Source organism: Roseburia sp. MSJ-14 (assembly GCF_018918225.1).
GTDB lineage: Bacteria > Bacillota > Clostridia > Lachnospirales > Lachnospiraceae > Petralouisia.
Map to the genome: position 1 here is coordinate 79,139 of NZ_JAHLQD010000008.1, position 13,113 is coordinate 92,251.

The 13,113-nt window shown below is 38.5% G+C and carries 9 protein-coding genes and 1 tRNA gene; 9 read left to right on the top strand and 1 reads right to left on the bottom strand.

What is annotated here, in order from left to right:
- Window positions 1-20 precede the first annotated feature (20 nt).
- The gene (locus KQI83_RS02795; RefSeq protein ID WP_216554600.1) at window positions 21-311 is read left to right on the top strand and encodes a hypothetical protein; all 291 of its coding nucleotides are present in this window, start codon (window positions 21-23) and stop codon (window positions 309-311) included.
- 127 nt (window positions 312-438) lie between these two features.
- On the top strand, window positions 439-2,259 hold the full coding sequence (locus KQI83_RS02800) for a methyl-accepting chemotaxis protein (protein WP_216554601.1): 1,821 nt from the start codon (window positions 439-441) through the stop codon (window positions 2,257-2,259).
- Between the two features lie 153 nt (window positions 2,260-2,412).
- Here KQI83_RS02800 and KQI83_RS02805 read toward each other — a convergent pair.
- Window positions 2,413-2,495: transfer RNA gene (locus KQI83_RS02805), tRNA-Leu, on the bottom strand.
- Between the two features lie 165 nt (window positions 2,496-2,660).
- Between KQI83_RS02805 and KQI83_RS02810 the strand changes: the two genes are divergently transcribed.
- The 7 genes from KQI83_RS02810 to KQI83_RS02840 all read left to right on the top strand — a co-directional run bounded on the left by KQI83_RS02810 (window position 2,661) and on the right by KQI83_RS02840 (window position 13,095).
- Entirely contained in the window at window positions 2,661-3,044 is a 384-nt protein-coding gene (locus KQI83_RS02810) for a RidA family protein (RefSeq protein WP_216554603.1), read from the top strand.
- 23 nt (window positions 3,045-3,067) lie between these two features.
- On the top strand, window positions 3,068-4,858 hold the full coding sequence (locus tag KQI83_RS02815; protein WP_216554605.1) for an aminopeptidase P family protein: 1,791 nt from the start codon (window positions 3,068-3,070) through the stop codon (window positions 4,856-4,858).
- 21 nt (window positions 4,859-4,879) lie between these two features.
- Window positions 4,880-7,612: a DNA polymerase I gene (polA, locus tag KQI83_RS02820; protein WP_216554606.1), complete on the top strand. Its 2,733-nt coding sequence runs from the start codon at window positions 4,880-4,882 to the stop codon at window positions 7,610-7,612.
- Between the two features lie 18 nt (window positions 7,613-7,630).
- Entirely contained in the window at window positions 7,631-10,546 is a 2,916-nt protein-coding gene (gene coaE / locus KQI83_RS02825; protein WP_216554607.1) for a dephospho-CoA kinase, read from the top strand.
- On the top strand, window positions 10,543-11,340 hold the full coding sequence (locus KQI83_RS02830; RefSeq protein WP_216554608.1) for an MBL fold metallo-hydrolase: 798 nt from the start codon (window positions 10,543-10,545) through the stop codon (window positions 11,338-11,340). Before coaE ends, KQI83_RS02830 begins: the two co-directional genes overlap by 4 nt.
- Window positions 11,341-11,431: 91 nt before the next feature.
- On the top strand, window positions 11,432-11,716 hold the full coding sequence (locus KQI83_RS02835) for an ACT domain-containing protein (protein WP_216554609.1): 285 nt from the start codon (window positions 11,432-11,434) through the stop codon (window positions 11,714-11,716).
- Window positions 11,717-11,730: 14 nt separating this feature from the next.
- Window positions 11,731-13,095, top strand: coding sequence for a PFL family protein (locus tag KQI83_RS02840; protein ID WP_216554610.1), 1,365 nt, complete (start codon window positions 11,731-11,733; stop codon window positions 13,093-13,095).
- The last annotated feature ends 18 nt before the right edge of the window (window positions 13,096-13,113 follow it).

The window sequence follows — 13,113 nt, forward strand, 5'->3', positions numbered from 1 at the left end:
ATTTAAAGGATGGATATTTCATGATTAAAAGAGCAGATATATTAGGAATTCCATATTTAAAAAAGACTACATTTACCGGAAGCCATGAAGGAATGCGCTTCCGGTTTGCTTTGGTAAAAACAGAAGAAGAGGAGTACTTAGAGGTGAGTGCCTGGGAAGCACCCTATGCCTTTGATTTTACTTCGGAAGAGAAAAAACAAAGTACCAAAGTAGCCTTTAGTGAAGAAGGAATTTGTGAGGGCGTGGATTGGCTGAACGAAGTTTGGCAAAAAGAACCGGAACGTTGGAAAAAAGCAAAAACGAACTGGTAAAAAAGCAAAAAAAGCAAAAAACGACATTAAACACAACAAAAACACAACAAAAATTCGACAAATAATTGAAAAAATCATACGAAAAGAGTATAATAGAAATAACTAAAAATGATTAGGGGTGATCATAATGAAAGACAAAGTGGCAGTAGGAGGCAAACAGGGAAAAGGAACCAAGAGTCTTGCGACAATAGTAATTTTGGTCATATTCTCTCTGATTGCAGTAACAACAATTTTTCTGAGCGGATTAGGTGTACATTTTCTAAAACAGTCCATGGAGAAAACGACGAAGGAATATGAAAATGCCAAAGATGAAGGATACCGGATGGAAATAAAATCCGAAGTACAATCAGCGATTGCAGTAGTACAGGGATATTATGAACAGTATAAGAACGGTGACCTATCTGAAAAAGAAGCACAGGAATTGGCAAAAGAAGCGGTAAGGGCAATGCGTTATCGTGACGATGATTCAGGGTATATGTGGATTGATGGAACAGATTATACGTTGATTATGCATCCGATTCTTGCAGACCAGGAGGGCAATAACAGATATGATTTGACCGATCAAAATGGCGTTAAAATCATACAGAATATTATGAAGTCCGCTGATGCAGGTGGTGGTTATAACGAGTTCTATTTTACCAAGGCAGATGGTGTCACGGTAGCTCCTAAGGTAGCTTATTCGGAAAAGTTTGAGCCATGGGATTGGGTAATTACAACAGGTAATTATGTAGATGATATGAATGCCGAGATGAAAGAAACAGAAAACAACATGGATAAAGAATTTACCACCATGATTACTTCTTTTGTCATTTCAGGTGTTATCATTTTGATAATTGCCATGGTAATAGCTTTTATCTTCGGTAAGAGACTTACATTAGGAATCAAAAAGGTAGAAGGCCACTTGCAGAAAACAGCAAGTGGAAACCTTAGCTTTGAAATTGATTCAAAATTATTGGGACGGGCAGACGAAATCGGAAGTATTGCACGTTCTTTAAATGAAGTAAAAGAATCACTGGCAAGCATGATTGGTAGTGTGTCAACAGCAGGTGATAAATTGATGGACAGCAGTGAGAAGTTCAGTCAGAAATTTGCAAATATTACGGAAAGCATTCAAAATGCAAACACTGCCATTGAAGAGCTGGCACAAGGGGCAACCAGCCAGGCTTCAGAAACAGAGATTGTAAATAATAAGATTGCAGAGCTTGGAAATGTAATTGGCGTAGAAAAAGAGGATGTAGGAAGACTTGGAGAATCTGTTTCCGCTATGATGGAATATTCTACCGGAGCTTCTGAAAGCATACAGACCTTATATAAAATTACAGAAGTTACAACCAATGCGATTGAAATAGTCTATGACCAGACAAACAAAAATAATGAATCAGCAGCTAACATTAATAAAGCAGTTGAGATTATTAAAGAATTAGCAGAGCAGACCAATCTGTTATCTTTGAATGCAAGTATTGAAGCAGCAAGGGCAGGAGAAGCAGGAAAAGGATTTGCAGTTGTTGCAGAAGAAATTCGTAACCTTGCAGAAGAATCATCTAATAGTGCTGCAGAAATTGAAGGAATTGTAAAGGATTTAACCGGAAATATTGAAATTTCTGTAAATAAGATGCACGAAGTATCTAAAAATGTACAAGAGCAGGGAAGCCGATTAGAAGAGACAAAAGAGGCGTTCTCACATTTGTACAAAGAAATTCAAATCGTAGAGAATGCTGCTAAGGAAATTGGTGGACAGACAGAAATTTTGGATTCACTCAAACAGGTAGTAGCAGATGCCGTTAATAGTCTGGCAAGTGTAGTACAGGAAAATGCAGCATCAACAGAAGAAACAAGTGCAAGTATGCAATTGTTAGCAGATGCAATTGAAGAATGTACAAAAGATACACAGGCATTAGTAGAAATGAGTCAGCAACAAAACCAGGAAACAAGTAAGTTCCAATTATAGGATAACAAGAAAACTGAATAATGAAAAAGAGCTATACACTAAGTATGATATGTCTTTGTCAAGTAGACAGAAAAAGTATCAACATGGTGTGTAGCTCTTTTTTATGTAATTTCCTATTGCAAAAAAACCTCTAGCAAATGCTAGAGGTTTAACTGCCGGCGATGGGACTTGAACCCATACGATGTTGCCATCGCCAGATTTTGAGTCTGGTGCGTCTGCCATTCCGCCACGCCGGCGTATCGAATGTAATCACTCGAACGAATAATATAATATCATAGATGAAAAAGAAAAGCAAGTACTTTTTGCAATAAGATTTCATAAGATTATTGAACCAAAGAGAGGAACATGTTACAATAAGTAACAGTGAAATGATAATAATAAGAAGAAAAGAGGAAATAGATATGAAAAAAACAATTAACGCACCAAAAGCACCAGCAGCAGTAGGACCATATGTACATGCAGTAGAGGCAAATGGATTGATTTTTACTTCCGGACAGATTGGATTAATTCCGGAGACCGGAGAATTACAGAATGGAATTGAGGCACAGACACACCAGGTATTTAAGAATCTTCAGGCAGTATTAGAAGCAGCAGGTTCTGATTTGGATTGCGCAGTAAAAACAAGTGTATTTTTGGATGATATCAATGATTTTGGAAAAGTAAATGAGATTTATGCAGAGTATTTTAAAGGTGAAACACCGGCACGTTCCTGCGTAGAAGTAGCAAAACTTCCAAAGGGAGCTTTAGTTGAAATCGAAGTGATAGCAGTAAAGAAAGAAGCATAAGAAAAGCATAAGGAGACTTGAAAATGATAGCAGAAAGAATCGAAGCCTTACGGGCAGAGATGAAAAAGAGAAATATTGATATGTATATCATTCCTACTTCAGATTTTCATGAGTCTGAGTATGTAGGGGATTATTTTAAAGCAAGAAAATACATTACAGGTTTTACAGGATCAGCAGGAGTAGCGGTAGTTACCATGACAGAGGCTGGACTGTGGACAGATGGAAGATACTTCATTCAGGCAGAAAAGCAACTTGCGGGAACACCGGTTACACTTTTTAAAATGGGTGAAGAGGGAGTTCCGACAGTTCGAGAATATGTAGAAAAGAACTTAAAAGAGGGCGCATGTCTGGGATTTGACGGAAGAGTTATCAATGCCGCAGATGGTGCCAGATATGAAGAAATTGTTGCCAAGAAAAATGGTTCATTATATGTAACAGAAGATTTGGTAGGAATCATTTGGAAGGAGCGTCCGCAGCTTCCAATGAATCCGGTGTATATATTAGAAGAAAAATATGCAGGAGAAAGTGCCAAGAGCAAACTTACAAGAGTAAGAGAAAAAATGAAAGAAAGTCAGGCAGATATTCACATCCTGACCTCTCTTTATGATATTGCATGGCTTTTTAATATTCGTGGTGGTGATATTGAATGCGTGCCGGTAGTGTTATCATTTGCCGCAGTTACCATGGAAGAGACTTATTGGTTTATCCACGAAGAAGTATTGGATGATAAATTAAAAGCATATTGCAAAGAAAATAACATTATCATTCGTCCTTACGAAGATATCTATTCTTATGCAGAAGAAATTCCGGCAGGAAAGACGGTAATGTTAGATAAAAGCATTGTAAACTATAGAATCTGTCATAGCTTAAAGCCGGAAGTGAATGTAGTGGTTAAGAGTAACCCAACAGAACTTATGAAGGCGATAAAAAATGAGACAGAGCTTAAAAATATCAGAAATGCGCATATTAAGGATGGAGTAGCTGTTACAAAGTTCTTATATTGGTTGAAAACCAATATCGGAAAACAAAAAATTACTGAAATTTCCGCTTCTGATTATCTGGAAGCAAGAAGAAGAGAACAGGATTTATTTGTAGACTTAAGTTTCGGAACAATCAGTGCATATGGCGCAAATGCAGCAATGATGCATTACAGCGCAACACCGGAATCTGATACAGAACTGAAACCGGAAGGATTCTTATTAGTAGATTCTGGCGGACATTATTTAGATGGAAGTACAGATATCACCAGAACCATTGCACTTGGAAAATTAACCGAAGAAGAAAAATTCCATTTTACAACGGTGTGCCGTTCTAATTTGAATCTTGCAGCAGCAAAGTTCTTATATGGATGCCGTGGAATTAATCTTGATATTTTAGCCAGAGGACCATTGTGGAATTTAGGCTTGGATTATAAGTGCGGAACCGGACATGGAATCGGATATTTATTAAATGTTCACGAAGGACCAAATGGTTTTCGTTGGAAAATCGTTCCGGAGCGCAATGACAGTTGCGAGTTAGAAGAAGGTATGGTTACTACCGATGAACCGGGTGTATATTTAGAAGGCAAGTACGGAATCCGTACTGAGAATGAACTGATTTGTAAAAAGGCAGAAAAGAACGAATATGGACAATTCATGGAATTTGAGACCATAACCTATGCACCGATTGACTTGGATGCAATTATTCCGGAAGAAATGACGGGCACAGAGCGTAAGCTTTTAAATGATTATCATAAGATGGTATATGAAAAAGTATCTCCTTATCTGAATGAAGAAGAAAAGGAATGGCTGAAGAAGTATACCAGAGCAATATAGAAAAAGGAAAACAGAATCTGAATGAGTGAAAAAATAGTTTTAATAGATGGACACAGTATTTTAAACAGGGCATTTTTTGGAATTCCCGACCTTACCAACGCAGAAGGACTTCATACCAATGCAGTGTATGGATTTTTAAATATTTTATTTAAAATATTAGAAGAAGAAAAGCCGGAATATTTAACGGTGGCATTTGACGTACATGCGCCTACATTTCGACATAAAATGTATGAGGCATACAAGGGAACCAGAAAGCCAATGGCAGATGAACTGCGTCAACAGGTTCCGGTAATGAAGGAAGTTTTACAGTCAATGGGCGTTGTTATCGTAGAACAAGAAGGATATGAGGCAGACGATATATTAGGAACATTGGCAAAACAAAGTGAAGCCAAGGGAATGGAAGTATCCCTGGTATCGGGAGACCGTGATTTGTTGCAGCTTGCCAGTGAACATATTAAGATAAGAATTCCAAAGACAAAGAGAACCGGAACGGAAATCGAAGACTATTATGCAAAAGATGTGAAGGAAAAGTATCAGGTAACACCAATGGAATTTATTGATGTGAAAGCATTAATGGGTGATACTGCCGACAATATACCGGGAGTTCCGGGAATTGGTGAGAAAACGGCAACTGCCTTGATTGTACAGTACGGAAGCATTGAAAATGCATACGCTCATGTGGATGAAATAAAGCCACCAAGGGCACAGAATAATTTACGCGAGCACTACGATATGGCAAAAATGAGTAAAACACTTGCCACGATCGAAGTGAATGCACCTGTTTCCTATGAGATAGAAGATGCGAAAATCGGAGATTTATTTACGCCGGAGGCATATGTCTGGATGAAAAAACTGGAATTTAAAAATATGCTGAATCGTTTCCAAATAGAAGCACCGGTGAATCCGGTAGAGCAATATTTCAGGAAAATTACTCAGAAAAAAGAAGCGGATAAAGTGTTTGCTGAGGCAGGAAAGGCAGCGTATAGAGGATTTTGGTTAAGTACAGACCCCAAGGCAGAACAACCGGAAGGACAGTTGACGTTAGATAGCTTCTTACAACAGGCAAACGGTGAAACAGACAAGTGTGAATCGAAAGTAGCACAAAAAGTACTTGGCTTAGGAGTTTCCTGTGGTAGAGAAAAAATATTTTTCTTAAAGGCGGGAGAAGAACTGACAGGAGAATATCTGTTAGAACAGTTGCAGAAATTATTAGAACAACCGGGAAAAACAGCATGTTTCGACTTGAAGTCACAGTTACCTTATCTTACGCCAAGACAGGAAGACAGAGAGCGCATAGATGATGTTTTAATCGGTGCATATCTCTTGAATCCATTAAAGAATGATTATGCAATTGATGATGTAGCCAAAGAGCATTTAGAACTTTTAGTTCCGTCCAGACAAGATTTGCTTGGAAAGTTAACAGATGGACAGGCAGTTGCTGAAAAAGAAGAAGCATTTATGTCCTATTTGTGCTTTGGCGCATATACTTGTTTTGCGTCTGCGGAAATTTTAGAGAATAAACTGCGTGAAACGGGCATGGAACAGTTATATCGTGAAATAGAAATGCCATTGGTATATACGTTGTTTGATATGGAACGTGCCGGAGTATTGGTAGATGCAAAGGCATTAAAAGAATACGGAACTGCATTGCAGGGAAAAATTGTAGAACTGGAACAGGAGATATACCAAGATGCAGGAGAAGAATTTAACATAAATTCTCCCAAACAGCTCGGGGTAATTCTCTTTGAAAAATTGCAGATGCCCAATGGAAAAAAGACAAAAACAGGATATTCTACGAAGGCGGAGGTTTTGGAGAAGTTAGCACCGGAGTACCCAATCGTATCTAAGATATTAGAGTACCGTCAGTTGACAAAGCTGAAATCCACATATGCAGATGGATTGGCAAACTATATTGAAGAGGATGGAAGAATTCATTCTAACTTCAATCAGACTATTACCGCAACAGGAAGAATCAGCAGTACGGAGCCAAACTTACAGAACATTCCGATTCGTATGGAACTTGGAAGACAGATACGAAAAGTTTTTATTCCAAAAGAGGGATGTGTCTTAATAGATGCGGACTATTCTCAGATAGAGTTGCGTGTATTGGCACATATGTCCGGAGATCAGAACTTGATTACCGCATATCGGGAAGCACAGGATATTCATAGAATGACAGCTTCTCAGGTATTTCATGTACCATTTGACGAAGTAACCGCATTACAAAGAAGAAATGCGAAAGCCGTCAACTTTGGTATTGTATATGGAATCAGTTCCTTTGGATTAAGTCAGGACCTTAGTATCACGAAAAAAGAGGCTTCTGAATATATCGACAGATATTTTGAAACTTATCCGGGCATAAAGACATTCTTAGACGGCTTAGTGGCACAAGGAAAAGAACAGGGTTATGTCACTACGATGTTTGGAAGAAGACGTCCGATTCCGGAGTTGTCATCCAGCAATTTTATGCAACGAGCTTTTGGAGAACGTGTAGCTATGAATTCACCGATTCAGGGAACTGCGGCAGATATTATTAAAATCGCTATGATACGCGTGAATGAAGGACTAAAAAGTCAGGGATTGAAGTCCAGATTGATATTGCAGGTACATGACGAACTTTTGATTGAAGCATGGAAAGAAGAACTAGAACAGGTAGAGGCTTTGCTAAAAAAAGAAATGGAACATGCGGCAGATTTAGCTGTAAGACTGGAAATAGATATGAAACATGGAAAAGACTGGTATGAAGCACATTAAAGAGAAGGAGTATCGCCTATGCAGGTAATCGGAATTACCGGCGGAGTAGGAGCAGGGAAGTCCGCCATTTTAGAATATTTAGAAAAAAATTATAAAGCGAAAAATCTTATAGCAGATGAAATTGCACATGATTTAATGGAGCCGGGAACAGAATGCTATGAAAAACTACTTCGGATTCTTCCGGCGGAAGTGTATCAGGAAGATCATGAGCATATTGACAGAAAAGCATTGGCAAAAGAACTTTTTGCTTCCGGGGAATTACGGGAAGAAGTAAATAGAATCGTACATCCGGCGGTGAAAGATTTTATTCGAGGAGAAATAGCAGAACAAAGAAAGATGGAATCCTTGGATTATCTGATTATCGAGGCGGCTCTTTTAATTGAAGATCATTATGATGAAATATGTGATGAATTGTGGTATATTTATACTACCGAAGAAAATAGAAAAGCCCGTTTGATGGAAACCAGAGGATATTCCGAAGAAAAGGTAGAACAGATATTCAAAAGCCAGCTTTCGGAGGAAGTTTACCGTCAAAAATGTCAGGTAGTCATTGACAATAATGGGACAAAAGAGGAAAGTTTTTACCAAATTGCACAGGTAATGAAGGACAAGGGAGAGACAAAGCAGATGGAACAACAGTTAAACGGTGTACCATTGGTGTTCGGACTGGATATTGGAACAAGAAATGTAGTAGGAACCGTGGGATATAAACAAGAAAATGAATTTATTGTAGCAGCACAGTTTATAAAGCAGCATGAAACACGTTCCATGTTAGACGGTCAGATTCACGATATTCGAAGAGTTGGTCGAACCATTCATGGTGTAAAACGCCAGTTGGAAGAACAGCTTCATATAAAATTAGAAGAAACCTGTATTGCGGCTGCGGGTCGTGTATTAAAAACAGTAAATACAACGGTAGAATATGAATATCCGGAAGAAACCGTAGTAACCGGAGAAGATATTCATACCTTGGATTTGTTAGGAGTAGAGAAAGCACAGCAAATTTTAAATGAAAACAATGATACCAAGTTTAAGTTTTACTGTGTAGGTTACTCTACTGTAAAATACTATTTAAACGGTGAAGTGATTTCCAATCTGGAAGGACATAAGGCAGATGTTATCAGCGAAGATATTATTGCTACATTCTTACCGGAAGATGTAGTAGACGGATTGTATTCCGCAGTAGAGTTTGCAGGAATGAAGGTGGCAAATCTTACTTTGGAGCCTATTGCCGCAATCAACGTAGCCATTCCGGAAGCATTCCGTATGTTGAACATTGCATTAGTGGATGTAGGAGCAGGCACCAGCGATATTTCCATTACCAGAGATGGCAGCATTATTGCATACGGCATGATACCAAGTGCCGGTGATGAAATTACCGAGGCAATTGTACAGCATTATCTGGTAGATTTTAAAACAGCAGAGCATATCAAGTTAGCATCTACGACAGAAGAAACCATTGATTACCAGGATATTATGATGATTCAGCATACCGTTCCGGCAACGGAAGTATGGGAATTGGTGGCACCACTGGTAGACAAACTTACCAAGGATATTGCTGATAAGATTAAAGAATTAAATGGCGGCAATACAGTAAGTGCTACCTTTGTAGTTGGTGGTGGCGGTAAAGTGCATGGATTTGTGGAAAATCTTGCAGAAGAGTTGGAACTGCCAAAGGAACGTGTGGCTCTTCGTGGAGAAGAAGTGTTGCAGGAAATTCACTTTGAACAGCCCGAAATTAAGAAAGATCCGCTTTTAGTTACACCAATTGGAATCTGTCTGAATTATTATGACCAGAAGAACAATTTTATCTTCGTACGTTTTAACGGGGAAAGAATTAAGTTATATGACAATAGCAGGCTTACCGTGGTGGATGCTGCATTACAGGCAGGATTTCCAAAGGAAGAACTTTTTCCGAGAAGAGGAAGAGAAATTAATTTTATTGTAAATGGAAGAAAGCGTATAGCAAGAGGAGATGCAGGAGAGGCTGCAATCATTTTGGTAAATGGAAGACCGGGAAATATCAATACACCACTGGAACCGAACATGGAAATTGTGATTGAGCCATCCACAGCAGGAGAAGCGGCTGTTTATCGTCTAGAACAGTTAGAGGAATATGGAACATCCACACTTACTTTTGAAGTAAATGGAAAAAAAGTGTCTTGTCCAAAGTTTGCAGAAGTAAACGGTAGCCTTGAACCACCATATTATGAGATACAGGAAAATGATGATGTGGAAATGCGTGGATTTTATACCGTGGGTCAGGTTATGGAATTTATGGATGTGGAAATAGACATGGATCAGGAAATTCTGGTAAACAATAAGCCGGCAGACTTAGGCACATTAGTCTATGAGAACTTTTCTATTGATTGGACTGTGTTAGCTTATCGAACTCCATTAGAAGAGATACAGCAAGCAGATGAAGCAGAACAAGAGATAGACGAAACAGAAAAGAATGTAACAGATGAACCGGAGAATGTAGAACAGATAGAGACAGAAGCAGAGGCTCAAAATACAGATAGTGCGGATAGTACGGATGGTACAGTAACAGACAATACTTCCGAGTTAGAGCCTGAACCGAAAGAAGAACAGCGGGAGCTGACACAGGAAGAATTAGAGGCAAAGTATTTAGAGTCACAACGAGCAGCAGAAAACGATATTCGTCCTACCATTCAGAAAAAAACAGAGGTACAGGTAAAAGTACCGGAGCAAGCAGCAAAAACCATCAGTGTTATGGTGAACGGAGCACCTGTAACTATGAGCGGAAAATCTTCTTACATTTTTGTAGAAGTATTTGATAAAATTAACTTCAACTTGAATGAGGCAAAAGGAAGAGCAATTGTTACCAAGTTAAATGGTGAGATACCGGCTTATACAGCAGAATTAAACGATGGAGATGTCATCGAGATATACTGGGAGAATGAAACTTTATGAAATTGTGCAGCATTGCAAGCGGAAGTAGCGGAAACTGCATTTTTGCAGGGTCCGAAACCACAAGCCTGATGATAGATACGGGAATCAGTGGAAAACGGATAGAAGAAGGACTTAACTTTATTGGTCATACTACCAAAGAAATGGATGGAATATTAGTGACACATGAACATTCCGATCATATTAGTGGTCTGGGAGTTGTGTCAAGAAAATATGGAATTCCCATTTATGCAACCAAGGGAACCAAAGAAGCAATTTTAAATACAAAAAGTGTAGGAAAGATACCGGAAGATTTATTTGTGGAAATTGAGCCTGACGTGGACTTTACCATTGGAGATATTACGGTAAGTCCTGTGGCGATTTCCCATGATGCAGCACAACCTACCGCATATATTTTGCGACAACCGGGAAAGTCCATGGCAGTTATGACAGACCTTGGAAAGTATGATGATTATATCGTACAAAAGCTTCAGAATCTGGATGTGTTGTTGCTAGAAGCAAATCACGATGTACATATGCTTCAGGTGGGAAGTTATCCATATTACTTAAAACAACGTATCTTGGGGGATAAAGGACATTTATCAAATGAGTTATCCGGACAGTTATTAAGCGAAGTACTTCACGATAATTTTAAAACTGTTATATTAGGACATTTAAGTAAAGAAAATAATTACGAGAAACTTGCTTATGAAACGGTGAGATTAGAAGTAGATATGGCGGACAACCAATATAAAGCATCCGATTTCCCTATTCAGGTAGCCAAAAGAGACAGCGTATCAGAGATGATAGAAATATAATTACATTTACAAAAAGTAATAAAATACTTGCAAGTTTTGAAAACATACTTTAGTATAGTAAAAAGAAAAAGAAGAAAAAGAGGAGAACATCATGGAAAAAAGAGCAGACAAAACCATTATTACTGTAGTTGGAAAAGATACTGTAGGAATCATTGCAAAGGTATGTACTTACCTTTCTGAGAATGAAATCAACGTACTGGACATCAGTCAGACAATTGTACAGGATTTCTTTAATATGATGATGATTGCAGATTTCAAAAAGGCAACAAAATCCTTTGATCAGGTTTCTAAAGATTTGGAACAGTTGGGCGATGAAATAGGCGTAAACATCAAATGTCAGAAAGAAGAAATTTTTAACAAAATGCACAGAATTTAAGGAGTGGTACAGACATGATAAATAGATGGGAAGTAAATGAAACCAATAAAATGATCGAGCAGGAGAATCTGGATGTGCGTACCATTACCATTGGTATCAGTCTGTTGGACTGCATTGATTCTGATTTGAAAAAATTAAATGAAAATATTTATAATAAGATTACAACAGTAGCAAAGGATTTAGTATCTGTTGGAACAACTATTGAAAATGAATTCGGTATTCCGATTGTAAATAAGCGTATTTCCGTTACTCCAATTGCATTAGTTGGTGGAGCTGCATGTAAGACCTCTGAGGACTTTGCAACGATTGCAGATACATTAGATGCAGCAGCAAAAGCGGTAGGAGTTAACTTAATCGGTGGTTATTCTGCATTGGTATCTAAAGGAATGACAAAGGCAGACGAGTTATTAATTCGTTCTATTCCAATGGCACTTTGTCGTACAGAACGTGTATGTAGTTCTGTAAATCTTGCCTCTACTAAGACCGGTATCAACATGGACGGTGTAAGATTGATGGGAGAGATTCTTTTAGAGTTAGCAGAACTTTCAAAAGACAGAGATTCCGTAGATTGTATGAAGCTGGTTGTATTCTGCAATGCACCAGACGATAACCCATTTATGGCAGGTGCATTCCATGGTGTAACAGAAGCAGATGCTATCATTAATGTAGGTGTTAGCGGACCGGGTGTTGTTAAGACTGCATTAGAGCAGGTGCGTGGAGAAAGCTTTGAAGTATTATGTGAGACTATCAAAAAGACAGCATTCAAAGTAACCCGTGTAGGTCAGTTAGTAGCACAGGAAGCTTCCAGATTACTTGGAATTCCATTTGGAATCATAGACTTGTCCTTAGCACCAACTCCGGCAATCGGTGATAGTGTTGCAGACTGCTTATGCGAAATCGGTTTAGAGTTTGCAGGAGCACCGGGAACAACAGCAGCACTTGCATTATTAAATGACCAGGTGAAAAAGGGCGGTGTTATGGCATCTTCCTATGTAGGCGGATTAAGTGGAGCATTTATTCCTGTCAGCGAAGATCAGGGAATGATTAATGCAGTAGAAGCTGGTGCGATTACATTAGAAAAATTAGAGGCTATGACTTGTGTATGCTCCGTAGGACTTGATATGATTGCAATTCCGGGAGATACGAAAGCAACTACAATTTCCGGTATTATTGCAGACGAGATGGCATTAGGAATGGTAAATCAGAAAACAACAGCAGCACGTTTGATTCCGGTTATCGGAAAAGGTGTAGGTGATACCGTAGAATTTGGTGGATTATTTGGATATGCACCAATTATGCCGGTAAATCAGTATTCATGTGCTGATTTTGTAAATAGAAAAGGTAGAATTCCTGCACCAATTCATAGTTTTAAGAATTGATTGTGTAATATTTTAGTG